This window comes from Nannocystis bainbridge, assembly GCF_028368995.1.
In the GTDB taxonomy this organism is placed as follows: Bacteria; Myxococcota_A; Polyangia; order Nannocystales; family Nannocystaceae; genus Nannocystis; species Nannocystis bainbridge.
Map to the genome: position 1 here is coordinate 2,624,176 of NZ_JAQNDL010000001.1, position 15,599 is coordinate 2,639,774.

Annotated in this window: 13 protein-coding genes; 6 read left to right on the forward strand and 7 right to left on the reverse strand. The window is 72.6% G+C overall.

Translation table 11 applies throughout. The features are described 5' to 3' along the window. Positions 1–45: 45 nt before the first annotated feature. Positions 46–2,247, forward strand: a complete 2,202-nt coding sequence (locus POL25_RS10310; RefSeq protein WP_272085772.1) for an OPT family oligopeptide transporter — start codon at positions 46–48, stop codon at positions 2,245–2,247. Positions 2,248–2,300: 53 nt separating this feature from the next. Here POL25_RS10310 and POL25_RS10315 read toward each other — a convergent pair whose 3' ends face one another. Then, positions 2,301–3,083 carry a hypothetical protein gene (locus POL25_RS10315; RefSeq protein ID WP_272085773.1) on the reverse strand — a complete coding sequence of 261 codons (783 nt, stop codon included), beginning with the start codon at positions 3,081–3,083 and terminating at the stop codon, positions 2,301–2,303. Between the two features lie 324 nt (positions 3,084–3,407). On the opposite strand from POL25_RS10315, the gene POL25_RS10320 reads away from it, so the two are divergent. Beyond that, complete coding sequence (locus tag POL25_RS10320; RefSeq protein WP_272085774.1) at positions 3,408–4,145, forward strand: TerB family tellurite resistance protein; 738 nt, start codon at positions 3,408–3,410, stop codon at positions 4,143–4,145. A 183-nt stretch (positions 4,146–4,328) separates the two neighbouring features. Here the strand turns inward: POL25_RS10320 and POL25_RS10325 are convergent, their stop codons facing one another. Continuing rightward, complete coding sequence (locus tag POL25_RS10325) at positions 4,329–4,793, reverse strand: ferritin-like domain-containing protein (protein ID WP_272085775.1); 465 nt, start codon at positions 4,791–4,793, stop codon at positions 4,329–4,331. 420 nt (positions 4,794–5,213) lie between these two features. Beyond that, entirely contained in the window at positions 5,214–6,011 is a 798-nt protein-coding gene (locus POL25_RS10330) for a class I SAM-dependent methyltransferase (RefSeq protein ID WP_272085776.1), read from the reverse strand. Between the two features lie 481 nt (positions 6,012–6,492). Here POL25_RS10330 and POL25_RS10335 point away from each other — a divergent pair, with 481 nt between their 5' ends. Then, positions 6,493–8,205: an acyl-CoA dehydrogenase family protein gene (locus POL25_RS10335; protein WP_272085777.1), complete on the forward strand. Its 1,713-nt coding sequence runs from the start codon at positions 6,493–6,495 to the stop codon at positions 8,203–8,205. 144 nt (positions 8,206–8,349) lie between these two features. Continuing rightward, the gene (locus POL25_RS10340) at positions 8,350–9,360 is read left to right on the forward strand and encodes a WD40 repeat domain-containing protein (protein ID WP_272085778.1); all 1,011 of its coding nucleotides are present in this window, start codon (positions 8,350–8,352) and stop codon (positions 9,358–9,360) included. 65 nt (positions 9,361–9,425) lie between these two features. Here the strand turns inward: POL25_RS10340 and POL25_RS10345 are convergent, their stop codons facing one another. Then, entirely contained in the window at positions 9,426–10,871 is a 1,446-nt protein-coding gene (locus POL25_RS10345) for an aminotransferase-like domain-containing protein (protein WP_272085779.1), read from the reverse strand. Between the two features lie 149 nt (positions 10,872–11,020). On the opposite strand from POL25_RS10345, the gene yedA reads away from it, so the two are divergent. Beyond that, positions 11,021–11,965 carry a drug/metabolite exporter YedA gene (gene yedA, locus POL25_RS10350; protein WP_272085780.1) on the forward strand — a complete coding sequence of 315 codons (945 nt, stop codon included), beginning with the start codon at positions 11,021–11,023 and terminating at the stop codon, positions 11,963–11,965. 54 nt (positions 11,966–12,019) lie between these two features. On the opposite strand, the gene POL25_RS10355 is transcribed toward yedA, so the two are convergent. From POL25_RS10355 to POL25_RS10365, 3 genes are all read right to left on the reverse strand, one after another. Next, positions 12,020–12,427, reverse strand: a complete 408-nt coding sequence (locus tag POL25_RS10355; protein ID WP_272085781.1) for a hypothetical protein — start codon at positions 12,425–12,427, stop codon at positions 12,020–12,022. 235 nt (positions 12,428–12,662) lie between these two features. Beyond that, entirely contained in the window at positions 12,663–13,490 is an 828-nt protein-coding gene (locus tag POL25_RS10360; RefSeq protein WP_272085782.1) for a metal-dependent hydrolase, read from the reverse strand. A gap of 117 nt (positions 13,491–13,607) precedes the next feature. Continuing rightward, entirely contained in the window at positions 13,608–14,981 is a 1,374-nt protein-coding gene (locus POL25_RS10365) for an HTTM domain-containing protein (RefSeq protein ID WP_272085783.1), read from the reverse strand. A 247-nt stretch (positions 14,982–15,228) separates the two neighbouring features. Here POL25_RS10365 and POL25_RS10370 point away from each other — a divergent pair, with 247 nt between their 5' ends. Beyond that, positions 15,229–15,597, forward strand: a complete 369-nt coding sequence (locus POL25_RS10370) for a hypothetical protein (protein WP_272085784.1) — start codon at positions 15,229–15,231, stop codon at positions 15,595–15,597. Positions 15,598–15,599: the final 2 nt, after the last annotated feature.

Genomic DNA, 15,599 nt, shown 5'->3' on the forward strand with positions numbered 1-15,599 from the left:
GGCCGTGCAGGTGACCGCCCGGCGCGGATCGGCTACCGTCGCCGCGTGGCTGAAGGCGAAGCGCTCCCGATCCCCGTCCCGCCCGAACTCGACCCGCCCGAATTGACGCGCGGGCCGCTGCTGCTCGGGGTGCTGCTCGGGATCGTGTTCGGCGCCTCGTCGATCTACCTCACCCTCAAGGTCGGCCTCACCGTCTCGGCGTCGATCCCCGTCGCGGTGCTGGCGATCACCGTCCTGCGCGCCCTCAGTCGCGCGCTCGGGACCCGCCGCTCGACCATCCTCGAGAACAACACCGTGCAGACGGCCGGCTCGGCCGGCGAGTCGATCGCGTTCGGCGTCGGCGTCACCATGCCGGCGCTGATGATCCTCGGCTACGACATGGACATCGGCCGCGTGATGCTGGTGGCCATCCTCGGCAGCATCCTCGGCGTGCTGCTGTTCTCGCCGATGCGCCGGCCGATGATGGCCGACAAGACGCTGGCGTTCCCCGAGGGCACCGCCTGCGCCGAGGTGCTGAAGGTCGGCGAGCGCGGCGGGTCGACCGCCCGCACCGTGTTCAGCGGCTTCTTCGTCGGCCTGTTCTACAAGCTGGCGATGGCGGGCGCGCACCTGTGGAAAGAGGTGCCGACGTGGGTCTCGGGTGGGATCAAGACGGTCGCCACGCCGCAGGGCGACCTCACGGTGAGCACGCCGGGAGTACTGCCGGGCGGCTCGGTGGGCGCCGAGATCTCGCCGGAGCTGCTCGGGGTCGGCTACATCGTCGGCCTGCGCGTCGGCGGGATCATGCTCGGCGGCGGCGTGCTGTCGTACCTGGTGCTGATCCCGATGATCAAGTTCTTCGGCAGCGCCAGCCCCGACGCGCTGGTGTTCCCGGCGACCAAGCCGATCGCGTCGATGGGCATCGACGACATCCGCAACGCCTACGTGCTCTACATCGGCGCCGGCGCGGTCGCGGCCGGCGGCATCATCAGCATGGCGCGCTCGCTGCCGACGATCTTCACGTCGCTGCGCGCCGGCCTGTCGTCGCTCGGCAGCGGCAAGGGCAAGACCGAGGTGCTCCGCACCGAGCGCGAGCTGTCGATGAAGACAGTGCTGCTCGGCGCACTCGCGGTGATCGCGGCGATCAGCCTGTCGCCGTTCTTCCCGGTCGGCTTCCTCGGCGCGCTGCTGATGGGCCTGTTCGCGTTCCTGTTCGTCACCGTGTCGGGCCGCCTGACCGGCGAGATCGGCTCGTCGTCGAACCCGATCTCCGGCATGACGGTGGCGACCCTGCTGCTGACCTGCCTGATCTTCCTCGCCGCCGACTGGGTCGGGCCCGAGCACCGCCTCGGCGCGCTCACCATCGCCGGCGTCGTCTGCGTGGCCGCCAGCGTCGGCGGGACCACGGCGCAGTCGCTGAAGACCGGCGCGCTGATCGGCGCGACCCCGCGGCGGCAGCAGATCACGATGATCATCGGCTCGGCCACCTCGGCGCTGGTGATCGGCTTCACGCTGCTGCTGCTCAACAACGCCAGCACCGTCTACACCCTCAAGCACGAGGCCGCCGGGGTGCACGCGCCGGCCGACGTGCCGCTCGGCCCGGCCGAGCCGCTGCGCGGGCCCGAGGCGCTCGCCGATGCGGCCAGCTACCGGGTGCTGCAGCTGCCCAAGCCGCGCGACGGCATCCCGGCCGGAAAGTACCTGGTCGATGAGACAGGCGCGATCAAGTACCTGGTCGACCCCGGCATCAACGGCCGCGTCAAGAAGCGCGACGACGACACGCCGGTGGTCAAGTACGACGCGCCCAAGGCGAGCCTGATGGCGCTCATCACCGACGGCATCCTGACCCAGCAGCTGCCGTGGGTGCTCGTCATCCTCGGGGTGATGATCGCCGCCACGCTCGAGCTGGCAGGTGTCAGCGCGCTGCCGTTCGCCGTCGGCGTGTACCTGCCGATCGCCGCCAGCGCGCCGATCTTCGTCGGCGGCCTCGTGCGTCACTTCGCCGACCGCGCCCGCCAGCGCCGGCGCGTGTCCGCGGGCATGGCCGCCGAGAGCGAGCTCGAGGCCGAGTCGAGCCCGGGCGTGCTGATGTCGAGCGGCCTCATCGCCGGCGGGGCGATCGCCGGCATCGGCCTGGCCCTGCTGGCGCTCGCGCCGTCGGTGCAGCACGCGATCAACTTCGGCGAGACCGCGGAGCTCGGCGACCTCGGCTCGCTGATCCCGTTCGGCCTGCTCGTCGCCGGCCTGGTGGTGATGGCGCGCCGCTGATGCTCGCCGCGGGCCTGCCCGGCAGGCCCGCCGTTCGCCCGCGGCGCCGCGGGTCACACCGGCAGCTGATAGCGCCAGTGTGACAGCGGGTCGCGGCGGATGAACACGTGCATGCCGCCCTCGCCGGCCGCGACGGTGAAGATCGAGCGGTCGACGCTCCACTCGTAGCCGAGAGTGGTCACGTCGACATGAATCAAGAGCCATGTCGGAAAGGGCAGGCGCCACAAAAAATCGCGGACGAACTCGGGGAGGCTGGCGAACTTGCCGGCGTAGACCGGGAGCGCCTCGTTGACGCCGTTGTCGCCGAAGCGCGCCCGCAGGAGCCCGCGCACGTGCTCGGCCTGCTGCGCCTCGTCCTCGCCGCCCTCGTCGCCGAGGCGGAAGGCGTACAGCGTGCCCTCGCGCTCGACGGTCCAGAAGTGCCGCTGCAGGTGCATGTCGAGGCCGATGCCGGCCAGGTCGGTGCGCGGGTGGATCTGCCCGGTGAAGCCGAGCGCGCCGCGGGCGAACGCCGCAAAATCGCTGTAGGCCCCGAAGTAGGCGCCGACGTAGGAGAACGGCCGCGCCGGCTCGGGCACGCCCGGGTCGCTGGGCCGCGCCAGTCGATTGCCGCGCCGCAGCACCCGCGCGTTGCTCAGCTCGCGGTGGTGGCTGCGAAAGCGATCGACGAGCGCGTCGACCTCGTCGAACAGCCGCGCGACGTCGGGGTCGCCCTCGCTGACGGCCGCGCGCTGCAGTGACGCGACGGCGGTCTTGACCAGCTCCTGGGCAAACCCCGCGGCGGTGATGCGGACGTCGCGGGTGATCTCGTGTCGAGTCCGCTGCCTGAAGTCCATGCGTGGCCTCGCTCTGCACGCGATCATACCCGAGCTCGCCATGTCCCCACAAGTCCCCTTCCGTATTCTTCAGTCCCCTCCAGTGCCCATGCGTCCCGCCTCGGCCGCACGCGACTTGGGCCCGGACGCCTCCCCGACACGAGCGTCAAAAAACGTCCAAAGCGGCCGGGGCAGCAGCCAAGGCCGCGAGTGCGCGAAACCACTTTTCATCCGCGCACGAAGTCGGATATGTTGGTGGGTCGCGCGCGTGGGGCCCGACGTGCTCACGGGTCCGCGCCGAAGCTCGCGCGGCGAGCGACGCCGAGAAGCTGGTAACGTGGGCCCGTGGCGCTCACCGACGAACAAGCGTGGACTCTGACCTCGGCCGGCCTCGTCGCGCTGGCCGACGGCGTGCTCAAGGGCGGCGAGGCGACGCGGATCCTGGCGCTGGCCAGCGAGCAGCTGGCGGCCGAGGAGCAGGACGCGTGGATCGATCGGCTCGCCGACGCGACGGCGCTGTGGGATCACGCGCGCCGGTTGCCGCGCCCGCCGGCCGAGCGAGCCCCCGACATCCTGCGCCGCGCCTGGTCGATCGCGCTGGTCGACGGCGAGGGCAGCGCGGAGGAGGCGGAGGTGCTGGGCCGCGTCGGCGAGCTGCTGGCGGTCGACCGCGAGCAGCTGACGGCGTGGCGCAAGGCGTGGACCGGCGAGGCGAGCGAGCTGGCGCAGTACGTGGCCGCGTTCGCGGCGCTGATGCTGCACCGCCGCGCCGACGCGGCGCGCGAGCCGAGGCAGGCGATCGATGACGCCGGCCGGTCCGAGTTCCGCGCGCTGCTGGCCCAGCTGCCGCTCACCGAGTCGCGCCGCAACCGGGCCCTGCGGCTGATCGATCAGGAGCCGACGCTCGACGAACTCGCCGGCGCGCTGCAGCTGGCCGACCCGGCCCGCCGCGGCCAGGCGCTCGAGGAGATCGCCCGGCTGATCCGCGGCAGCAACCACGGCGCCGTCGGCCGCCAGCTGTTCCTCGCCCTCGCCGCCCGCATGGCGGTCCCCGAGGACGTGGCGCGCGTGATCCTCGGCTGAGGCGACCTGTCCCCGGGGACATCCTCCGACGGAGTTATGGAAATTTGCTTGGGCCTGTCCCGAAGGACAGGCCCATGGCGGCTGCCAGGCTCGACCGCACGACCGAGCGCGTCACCTTCCGCGCAGGACGCGGACTCCGCCGTCCGCGCATTCACGGACTGCGTGCTCACGCGGGCGAGCGGCTCAGATCATCGGCCGGTTGGGAGCGGCGGGCAGCTGCTCGAGCATCCGCTCCAGGCGCGTCAGGTGGTCCTGAGAGTGGTCGAGCAGGCCCTGGATCTCCCGCAGGATGTCGGCGTCCAGCTGCGGGTCCGACAGCAGCTTGGCGTAGCCCTCGTAGCCGACGACTTCGCCGCGGTGCAGCACGCGCAGCGGGACCTCGTCGTTGACGATCGAGGCCAGGCGCTCGAGGCCGGTCGTCAGCGAGCCCCAGGCGCCCGAGCTCTCGGGCTCGAGCCCGCCGTGCTGGCGGATGATCGCGCCGAGCCGGTTGACCGCGCTGACGTGGTCCTCGCGCAGGCGGACCAGCTCGGCCTCCTCATTTTGACCGGCGAACTTCTGCAGCGCGCGGTCGTAAGCTTCGATCGCGGACAGCTCGCCGCGGTATTGCGACATGAGCGAGTCCATGAGCGGCTTGGATAGTGCCATGGGCGGGTCCTCCGAACGCAACCGTGACCGACGACACCGCGCTGTCAAGCGCCCGGGCAGCGGCCCCGGCGCCGCCAGCGGACGCGACCGTGGCGCGAACGGCTGGCGCGGCGGCGCGGATGTCTCTTTGCACATGTCCTCACGGACATGCCTCTTGGGACATCCAGGAGCACGAGCGCCCCGCGCGTGGCCGCGCCGAGCCGGACGCGTCACTGGGGCGACTGGCCCGGTGGCGGCCTCGGCTTCACACTGAACGGGATGGAGGCGCTCTTGGCCATGCTGCTGATGCCGCTGCTGCTGGTGGCGCCGCTGGGCGAGGCGCTCGAGCGGCGGCGCGACCGGCTGCACGACCGTGAGGTCGAGCGGGCCTGGGGCCAGACCTGGATGCGGGTGCACGGGCCGCGCGCGTGGGCCTTCGGCTCAGGGTGCTGCAGGCTTCACGAAGCGCACCACGAAGCGATCGGCCGTGCCGCGCTTCCCCGCCGCCGCCGCGGCCGTCGGCGCCGCGTTCCAGTCGCGCGGGTCGTCCGGGTTGCGGAGAAATTCCGCCGACCCCGCGCGCTCGAAACCCGCCTGTAGCACCTCGTCGACGACCGTCGACTCCTCGACGCGGTGCAGCGACTCGGCCTCGCCGGCGCCCGCCCCTGCGCGCGCGCTGTGATCGACGATGACGTAGAACCCGCCGGGGCGCAGCGCGGCGAAGATGGCCTGGTTCATGCGCGCGCGGTCGGTGCCCATCCAGAAGGTGTCGTGATAGAAGAGCACGTTGATCACGCCGTCGAGCTCGCGGGCCTCGGACGGCAGCGGATCGTCGAACTCGCGGTCGACGCGGACCACGTTGCGCAGCTCCGGCGTCGCCAGCCGCTCGGTCCACGCCGGCTCCACGAACCGCGTCGTCACGAATTTGTTGTTCTGCGCATACACCACGCCGTCAGGCCCGACCGCACGCGCCAGCAAGAAGGTGGTGTAGCCGCGCCCCGCACCGAGGTCGGCGAGCCGCATGCCCGGGCGCAGGGCCAGGAACCGCAGCAGCTCCTCGGGCCTCCGCCCCGCGTCGAGCTCCCGCTCCGCGGGCGGCCGGGCCGGGTCCTCGACGATCGCCCGGATCGCCGCGTCGTCGAGCCCGGGGCCCGCGTCGGGCGCCCGGATCACGGCCGGCTCGGCTGCCGGATGGCAGGCAATCAGCGCGAGGAGGAGGAGCGCGGCGCGGCGGAGCATCGCGCGCAACCTAGCACCGCGCGCGCACGCGGTCACAATTGTCGCGCGCGTGAGCCCCGGCCCGGGGGCTCACAGCGGCATGCGACAACCGATCGCCACGGCCAGGACCGCGGTGACGGCGATCACGATCGCCAACCTCCGCAGCACCCGGCCGCGCGAACAAAAGAACATGTCCGAAGGGACACCCACGGCTCTGCGCGGGAGATCGACCCCGGAGGTCCTGCCGGCAGAAATTTCCGGGGCCTTCACCAGCCGCCGCGCTCGGCCGGCCGACCTGCGCGGCTCACCGCGGCATGTCCCCAGGGACATGTTCGATCGACCCCGTGGAGGACCGGCGCCTGAGGACCGACGACGAGCGAGCGCGCGCACCCCCGGCAACGCGCGACGCGGGGGCGGCCATTCCCCGGGCGGCCTCCGGGTCCGCGTGGTCTCACGCCCGCCGGGACGACGCGCGGGGACGCGGACGTGCGAAGCTCCGCGCGTGCCTGGCCTGCCCGTCTGGACCCGCCTCTGCCCTGTCGACGTGTTGCGTCACCCGGTCATCGCCGGCGTCGCCGAGCTGCTGGCCGGCCAGGACGTGCAGGCCGCGCTGCACGAGGGTCAGCGCGCGGGCACCTACCCCACCGATGTCGTCGCCGCGCTGCGGCGGATCGGCGTCGCTCGCCTTTTCACCGACGAGGCCGAGGTGTTCCACCTCTGCGGCCTCAACGCGATCGCGGCGGCCGTCGACGGTTCGCTGGCGATCACCCTCGGCGTCAACGCCCTCGCGCTGTTGCCCGTGCACCTCGGCGCCAGCCCCGAGCTGCGCGCCCGCACCTTCAAAAAGATCAACGACGGCGCGTTCGCGGCGATGCTGCTGACCGAGCTCGATCACGGCTCCAACCTGCTGCGCAACGAGGCCGCCGCCGCGCCGCACCCCGAGGGCGGCTACCGCCTGACCGGCGAGAAGCACCTCATCAACGGCGCCACCCGCCACGACGTGCTCGTCTCGTTGATGCGGACCGCCCGCGGCGGCGCGGTCGCGTTCGGCGACTTCTCGGTGTTCTGCGTCGACCGCGACGACAGCGTCGAGGCCCTGCCGCGCTGGTCGACCCTGCCGGCGCGCGCGGCCGACATCGCCGGGGTCCGGTTCCACGGCACACATGTCCCCGAGGACAGCCTCGTCGGCAAGCTCGGCGACGGCTTCAGCCTGGTCCAGCGCACCCTCACCCTGTCGCGCGGCGGGATCAGCGGGCTCGCGTCCGGCTGCGCCTCGGGGGCGCTGGCGCTGGCGCTGCACTACGCCCACACCCGCGACGTCTACGGCGCCCCGATCGTCGGCCTCGACGCGATCGCCGATCACCTCGTCGTGCACGCCGAGCTCGACCTCGTCGCCGCGGCGATGGCGGTCAAGGCCGCGGTGGCCGCCAACGCGCTCGGCATCGGCGCGGCGATCTACACCGCCGCGGCCAAGCTGGCCTGCTGCGCCCTGGCCGAGGAGGCGGTCGAGCAGGGCCGCCGCGTCGTCTCGAGTCGCGCGCTGCTGGCCGATCGCCCTTATGAGAAGTTCGTCCGCGACGTCACCCTCTACGGGGTGTTCGACGGCACCAGCCACCTGATGCTGACCGACCTGAGCCTGCGCCTGCCGCAGATCGTCAAGGCCCGCGACGAGGTCGAGCCGACGCTGCCGCGGGTCGCCGCGATGTTCGCCGCGCCCCCGCGTCCGCTCGCGGCGCTCGGCGACGCGCGTGCCCCGGTGCGTCACCTCGATCTTTCGGCCCATGCCCGGGCCCTCGACGCGATCGACGGCGGCGTCGGCTTCACCGCCTTCGTCGCCCTCGCCGACGCCGTCGTCGCCCTCGGCCGCGGCCTCCGCGGGCACAAGGCGTGGAACGACCAGGGCGTGCGGTTCGCCCTCGCCGAGGCGCTGGCGTGGATCGAGTGCGCCTTCGCCACGGCCGAGCTGGCCGACCCGGCCCGGCGCGCGGCCCTCGGCGCGCCCGCCTTGCCTTCGGGACAGGCTGTCCCGCGGGACATCCTCGTCGGCGCCCTCGCCGGCCTCGGCCTGCGCGCCCGCGCCCGCCTGCTCGAGGTCACCGCGCTCGCCGGCCTGCCTGTCCCGACGGACATGTCGCAGGTCGAGGCCGACCTCGTGGCCGCCCGCGCCGCCGCCCGCCCGGGCGCGCGCGCGTGGGTCCGCGCCCTGACCCCGTGACGCCGCTCGCGGCCTCGGGCTGACCTGTCCCTGCGGACAGCTACCACTGCGCTCCCGCGCCGCCCTCCCGCGCGATCGGCCCCGCCGCCCTGCGCACACTGTGCGGCCCCTCGGGTTAGCTGTCGCTATTCCGGTGTGACTTCCATGAAGCGACTGAGCGACTGCTGCCGCGGCCTGCGACGGCGCGGCCGTCCGGCCCGTGGTAGCGTCGTCGCCGCGACGATGCACTACCGACTCGAGCACCGGCGGCCCATCGACACCGCGATCGCGCAGCTGCGCTTCTCGCCCGACGGCGAGCGCCTGGCGCTGCTGACCGGCGACAAGAAGAACAGCGTGCAGCTGCTGCAGTGCAGCGACCTCGCGCCGCTCGGGGCCCCGCGCTTCCTCCGTCACGACCTCGCCTTCGCCGGCGACGGCGCGCTGTTCGTCGCCGGTAAGACCATCCAGCGCCACGAGCTCGCCGAGGCCGGCGTCGGCAAGGCGACCCTCTCGATCGACGGCGACAAGAAGGGCCTCACGCAGATCGCCGCCTCGCCCGACGGCCGCTGGCTGGCGCTGCACAAGCACCTCGACGATCTCGAGCTGTGGTACCTCGGCGATGCGCAGCCGACCCGGCGCGCCAGCGTGCGCGCCAGCGTGCTCGTCGAGCTCGGCTTCCGGCCCGACAGCGGCCAGCTATGGTTCACCAGCCGGGTCTCGAGCCCGCTCCAGCTGCAGACGATCGACCTCGATCCGGCCGGCTCCGATCTACGACCGACGCCGATCCGGCCGCTGCCCGGGGTGTTCGTCTACAGCCCCGTGCGCGCGGCCCCGGGCGGCCTCGTGGCCGTGAGCGACCAGCACGCCGACCTCGTGCTGCTCGAATGGGGCGCCGCCGAGCCGCGCCCGCTCGGCCTGCGCGCGCTGTGGGGCGACCGCTTCCCCGAGGACCTGGCCGTCTCGCCCGACGGCAGCCACGTCGCAGTCACCGCCCGCGACTCCGACACCCACCTGCGCGTCAGCGCGGCCGCCCTCGCCGGCGACGCCGAGCCGTTCACGTTCCGCTGGGAGGGCCGGACCACCAGCACCGCGGTGGCCCTGACCGCCGGCGGCGCCCGCCTGGCCGTGGCCCGCCGCACCTCGCCGAGCACGCTCTACATGTTTTTAAAGACATGACCCAAAGGACAGGGTCATTACGACATGTTTTCGAGAACATGTCCTGACAGACACTCTTCAAATCATTACCCGAGCTCGGGTCCGGGGCGTTCGGCGACCTCGCGGGCCAGCTTGCCGAGGGTGCGGACCGCGTGGGCCAGCAGGTCGGACCACGGGTAGCCGCAGCTCATGCGGATGCAGTTGGCGAACCGCGGCTTGGCCGAGAAGATCGGCCCGGGCGCGACGCTGATGCCGTGGGCCAGGGCGCGCGCGTGCAGCTCGAGCGCCGGCGTGCCCGGCGGCAGCTCGACCCACAGCACGAAGCCGCCGGCCGGGCGCGACACCCGGGTGCCGGCGGGGAAGTGCTCGGCGATCGCCGCGCTGACCTGCTCGACCTGGGCCTGCAGCTTGCGCCGCATCGCCCGCAGGTGGTGCTCGTAGCCGCCGTTCTCGACGAAGTCGGCGATCGCCAGCTGCGGCAGCGTCGGCGTCGCCACGCTGTTGGCGAACTTGAGCTGCTCGACCTGCTCGCGGAACCGGCCCGGCATCGCGTAGCCGACCCGGTAGCCGGGCGCCAGCGTCTTGGTGAACGACGAGCACAGCATCACCAGCCCGGCCTCGTCGAACGCCTTGGCCGGGCGCGGCATCGCCTGGCCGAAGTAAAGCTCGCCGTAGATGTCGTCCTCGATCAGCGGGATGTCGCGGCGCGCCAGCATCTCGACCAGCCGCTGCTTGGCCGCGTCGCGCATCGACGCTCCGAGCGGCTGGCTGACCACCGGCAAGCACAGCACCGCCTTGATCTTGTGGGCCGCCAGCGCCTCCTCGAGCGCGTCGAGATCCATCCCGGTGCCCGGCTGGCACGGGATCTCGAGCGCGCGGATCCGCAGGCCCTCGATCAGCTGCAGCAGGCCGAAGTACAGCGGGCTCTCGATCGCCACCGTGTCGCCCGGCTGGGCCACCACGCGCAGGCACAGGCCCAGCGCCTCCATCGCGCCGACGGTGGTGACCACGTCGTCGGCCGTGACGGCGCAGCCGCGTTCGACCGCGCGGCGGGCGATCTGTCGCCGCAGCGCCGGGCAGCCGGGCGGCGGATCGTAGGACACGCCGACAGCCCCCGACGCGCGGGCGATCCGCGCCAGGGTGGCGTTGAGGCGGTCGGTCGGCAGCAGCTCCGGGCTCGGCGTGGCCGCCCCGAACGGCACGATGTGCGGGTCGCGGGTGGCCCCGTAGACCTTGGCCACCAGGCTCGCCACCGACACCTTCGAGGCCGTCGTCGAGGTCCGCGGCGCCCGCGGCTCGGGCAGCGTCGCGCAGCGCCGGCGCACGTAGTGGCCCGACTGCGGCCGCGCCTCGATCAGGCCGCTGCCCTCGAGGTGCTGGTAGGCCTGGATCACCGTCGACACGCTGACGCCCTGCTGCTTGCTCAGGCGCCGCACCGACGGCACGCGGTCGCCCGGGCGCAGCGCCCCGCGCTCGATGAGCCCGGCCACGTGGGCCGCCACCCGCTCGTAGAGCAACGCCCCCGCGTCCACGACACCAGCCTACCTCGCCGCGGCGGGTGGGACCAGCACAGCCCGGCCGGCGCCCGGCCGGCACAGTTGCAGCGAACTGCAACTGTACCGGTACCATCTCGGTCCTTCTGCATCTGTTACGGTCGGGGTCGCCGGCCCATGCTGTGGCCATGGCTTCCTCCTCCGGCGTCTGGATCGCCCCGCCCGTGCGGATCGCCTGGGACCGGGCCGCCGCCTCCGCGACCCGCCCGGCGCGCGCGAGGCCGCCGATGATGATCGTCGCGGCGATGCTCGCGGTGTATTTCCTGTGGGGCTCGACCTACCTGGCGATCCGCGTCGCGCTCGAGACGATCCCGCCGTTCTCGCTCGGGGCCATGCGGTTCCTGATCGCCGGCGGCGGGCTCTACGCGGCGCTGCGCCTGTTCGGCGCGCCCAAGCCGACCGCCGCCGAGTGGCGCACCTCGTTCCTCACCGGCGCGCTGCTGTTCGTGGCCGGCAACGGCTTCGTGGTGCTCGGCGAGCAGTGGGTCAGCTCCGGCCTGGTCGCGCTGGTGGTCGGGACCATGCCGCTGTGGGCCGCCCTGTTCGGCCGCGCCGCCGGGCAGCCGCCGACCACCCGCGAGTGGCTGGGCCTCGGCCTCGGCTTCGCCGGCGTCGCCATCCTTCAGCTCGGCGGCGAGCTCGCGGGCGCCGGCCTCGGCGCGCTGCTGGTCCTGCTCGCCCCGGTCTGCTGGGCCCTCGGCGTGGTCCTCGGCCGCTCTCGCCCGCTGCCGGCCGGGCCGATGGCCGCCGCCACCCAGATGCTGGCCGGCGGCGTGATGATGGCCGGCATCGCCGCCCTGCTGGGCGAGGCACCGGCTGTCCCTTCGGCCAGGTCCATGGCGGCCGTGCTCCACCTGGTCGTCAGCGGCTCGCTGATCGGCTTCACCGCCTACGGCTACCTGCTGCGCCGGACCCGGCCCGCCGTCGCCAACAGCTACGCCTACGTCAACCCGGTGGTCGCCATCGTGCTCGGCGCCGCTCTGGCCAGCGAGCCGGTCGGCCCGCTGACCTGGCTGGCGACCGCGGTGATCCTGTCCGGCGTGGTCGTCATCGGCCTCGGCGGCAAGCGCTGATGCATGTCCTTCAGGGCATGTCCTCGAGGACATGCCACCTCGGGGCCATGTCTTTCAGCTCCGCGGCCCGTCGTAAACCTGGACGCTGACGCGGATCTGCCCCGAGTTGTCCTCGTGGTTCGAGTCCCAATAATAAAACAGCAGCGTGCCCTCGGTCAGGATCGTCATGCTCAGGTGGGTGCCGACGCCGAAGAACGTGGCGCCGCCGTCGAGGCTGCCGACCAGCGCGCCGTACAAGAACGCCTGGGCGCCGCGGCCGAACAGCCCGTAGTCGCCGCCCAGCGGGTTGCCGAGGCCGTTCGCGTTCGAGGTCCGGTCGGCCACGCCGGCGCTCCACGTGTCCTCGGGATCGACGTGGATCACCAGCAGCTGCCCCGGCGACAGCGCGATCGCGGTGTCGAGGGCGGCCCCGCCCGAGATGCTGTGCTTCCTCGCGTCCACCACGAATGCGCCCTGCGCCATGAACCCCTCCCGACCCTGCGGTCGTCGCGGTTCGTGGACCGGGACCTCGCGACCGTCAAGCCGGCCTCGCGTCGCGCCCGGCGAACGCCGACCCGGCGCGCGCGAGCCGTCGCCGCCGCGCGGCTCGGCGGCGTGCGGGGCCGCCGTGACGCGCACGAGCGCGCGCCGACGACATGTCCCGCAGGACATGTGATGCGCAGTTACGACCTGTCCCGCGGGACAGGCCGCCGCGGCGTCACGCCGCCTCGTCTTCCAGCAGGCGGAAGTTGCGGCGGGCCAGCTCGAGGTTGTCGTTGTCCCACGGGTGGAAGCTCGGGCGCAGGTACTCGCGCAGCCCGCGGAGGAACACCCGGCGGATGATCGGCTCGCGCTGCTGCGTCGCTCGCAGCTGGCGCAGCGCCTCGCGCAGGCTCAGGTCCTTCTCCTGGCGCATCAGCATCACCGCGCCCGCCAGCCAGAACGCCCCCAGCAGCGTCGTCGCCAGCGCCATCCCGGCCATCCGCAGCGCATAGCTCGGGCGCACCTGCTTCAGCACGTCGAAGGCCACCGCCTTGTGCTCGATCTCCTCGGCCGCGTGCCAGCGGAGCAGCCGCTGCATCTTCGGGTGCACCACCGCCAGCGTGCCCTGGTCCGTCAGCGCCCCCTCGGCCATGATCGCCGTGTAGTGCTCGAGCGCCGCCGTCACCGACAGGCGCAGCGCCGGCGGGCTGATGCGCTCGATGAAGTCGAACGCCACGCGCTTGTACACCCGCAGGAACGTGTCGATGTCGTAGCCCTGGCCGCGCAAGATCTCGAACACGCGCTCGTGCTCGTGCGCGTGGCGGCCCTCCTGGCCGAAGAACCCGCGGATCTGCTCGCGCAGCGTCGGGTCGTCGATCGCGCCCATGTAGTGGCGGACGGCCCGCACGAAGAAGCGCTCGCCCATCGGGAAGATCAGGTGCAGCGCGTTGCCGATGGCCGTCGACACCGGCAGCCCGGCCATCCAGTGGCGCGGCAGATCGTCGAGGTCGAATTCCATCGCTCGCGGCTTGATGGGTCCCAGGTCGGCGGGGGCGTGCTGCATCGAGAACCTCCTGTGCGCATCGAGCGTACCGCCTATTGAATCAGAGTCAATAGCCGCTCGGAACCCTCTGTGGCGGGTCTCAGCGCCCCCGTCACAGCACAGCGCGCGAAACCGCCCTCAGTCGTCGAAGGTCGGATGCACGATCCACAGGCTCGGCCAGAGCGACGGTTCGACCCGCGCGAGGTCGACGGACGGATCGATCATCAACTGCGGCCTGCGCCCGTTGAGCGACACCAGCGCGACCACGCGGACCTCGATCGCCGCGTGCCCGCGCGCCCGCAGGTCGTCGGCGAGGAAGCGGGCGTACTGCAGGATCATCTCTGGCCGGCCGCTCATCTCCTGGCGCTGCCAGCCCGGCAGACGTCCGGCCAGGTCGATCTTCCACGACGCGCCGAGCTCGGGATCACTGGCGAAGAAGCGGACGTAGCCGTTCTTGTCGCGCAGCTTCATGCGCCACGCGAACTTGTGGCCCTCCTCGGTCCACGCCACGTCGCCCGGATAAAGCCAGTGGCGCAGCGGGAACAGCAGCTGCCAGCCGACATAAAGCCCCAGGGCCACCAGCGTCGCCCGCTGCGCGCGCCCGAGGTGAGCCGGCGGACCGGCGACGATCGGCGCCGGCGACGGCGGCGCGCCGACGCGGGCCGCGACGCGGTTCCACAGCCGGCGCGGCCAGTCCGGTTCGAAGAAGATCGTGGTCGCCGCGATCATCACCCACGGGAAGATGCCGATCGAGAACACCGCCGCGTTGATCAGGTGGAAGCTCAGCGCCAGCACGTAGGCGAGCGCGCGCGTCGGTCGCCACAGCAGCGCCGGCACCACCAGCAGATCGAACCCGAGCCCGCCCCAGCTGAAGAAGTACGGCGCCCACCACTCGCGCAGCAGCGGCCCGGCGAGCGGCAGGTCGGCGCTCTCGGCCAGCCACGTGCGCATCGGCTCGCCGCGCAGCCAGTCGGGGTTCAGCTTGGCCAGCCCGGCGTAGAAGTACGGGATCCCGATCTGCGCCCGCAGCAGCCACAGCGCCCACGCCGGGGCCGTATCGGCGCGCAGCCGCGGCCGCAGCCAGGCGTCGACCGACGCGGCCCGGTGCGCCGGCACGAACATCATCAAGAAGCTGACCAGCGCCAGCAGATAGATGTGATTGAGGTAACAGCTCTGCTCGAGCAGGAACACGTACGAGATGCCGACGAAGAACACCGCCGCGGCCGTGCGGTACCACAGCCCGATCGTCACGCACAGCGCCGCCAGCCCGAGCACCCCGAACACCACGTGCATGCCGTCGCCGGCGAGCGGCCGCACCCAGTCGAGGGCGAAGAACGTGAAGTGGAACTCCGGCTCGATGTAGAGCGGGCCGATGTCGGGCAGGTCGCGCCACACCTCGACGAACATCAGGAGGCCGAACAGCACCCGGAAGCACGCCAGCGAGGCGATGTCGACGGTGGCGAACAGCCGGCGCGAGGCGAGCGGCAACAGCGAGGCGACGGGCCTGGGCATGGCCGGCGGCATAGCGCCGATCGTCGGCGACGCAGCCCGCCCGCTCCGCGCCCGCCCTCGCGCGCGTACATCCTCGCCTTCGCGCCCGCGCGAGCTGCCCGGCGGGGCCGCCATCCGAGCGAGCGTCCGCCGAATGCTCGCTCGCCTGGTGCCATGATTCGCGACTGAGCCCGCTTGATGCCGCCCTCGACCCGACGCATAGAAGCTACCGGTCCGCCACTGGCAAATGGGTGGAGGAGGAGTTGTCATGCGAATGAGAATCAACGAATACACCTGGATTCATACGACGATCTTCGCGCTCGCGGCCGCATTCGCGACGACCGCGTGCGACGAGACTGAGGCGATCGACGAGGAGGCGCTGGCCGTCGAGCCGGTCGACGAAGACGAACCCGAGGCGGGTCAGGTCGACGGCCAGACGGTCGACGAGCTGACCGACGACGAGGAGGAGGTCAGCGCCGACGAGGAGCGCCGCCGCGGGCACGACGACGACGACGGCTGGGGCCGCCGGCGTCACGGCCACGACGACGACGACGGCTGGGGCCGTCGGCGCCGCCACGACGACGACGGCTGGGGCCGCCGCCGCCACGGCGGTCGCGACGGGTGGGGTCGCCACTAGAC

Excerpts from the sequence above, each read along its gene's own strand:
- POL25_RS10315 (WP_272085773.1), bottom strand. The coding sequence starts at position 3,083 with ATGGACTTCAGGCAGCGGACTCGACACGAGATCACCCGCGACGTCCGC.
- POL25_RS10325 (WP_272085775.1), bottom strand. The coding sequence starts at position 4,793 with ATGGCACTATCCAAGCCGCTCATGGACTCGCTCATGTCGCAATACCGC.
- POL25_RS10330 (WP_272085776.1), bottom strand. The coding sequence starts at position 6,011 with ATGCTCCGCCGCGCCGCGCTCCTCCTCCTCGCGCTGATTGCCTGCCAT.
- POL25_RS10340 (WP_272085778.1), top strand. The coding sequence starts at position 8,350 with ATGAAGCGACTGAGCGACTGCTGCCGCGGCCTGCGACGGCGCGGCCGT.
- yedA (WP_272085780.1), top strand. The coding sequence starts at position 11,021 with ATGGCTTCCTCCTCCGGCGTCTGGATCGCCCCGCCCGTGCGGATCGCC.
- POL25_RS10355 (WP_272085781.1), bottom strand. The coding sequence starts at position 12,427 with ATGGCGCAGGGCGCATTCGTGGTGGACGCGAGGAAGCACAGCATCTCG.
- POL25_RS10360 (WP_272085782.1), bottom strand. The coding sequence starts at position 13,490 with ATGCAGCACGCCCCCGCCGACCTGGGACCCATCAAGCCGCGAGCGATG.
- POL25_RS10365 (WP_272085783.1), bottom strand. The coding sequence starts at position 14,981 with ATGCCCAGGCCCGTCGCCTCGCTGTTGCCGCTCGCCTCGCGCCGGCTG.
- POL25_RS10370 (WP_272085784.1), top strand. The coding sequence starts at position 15,229 with ATGCGAATGAGAATCAACGAATACACCTGGATTCATACGACGATCTTC.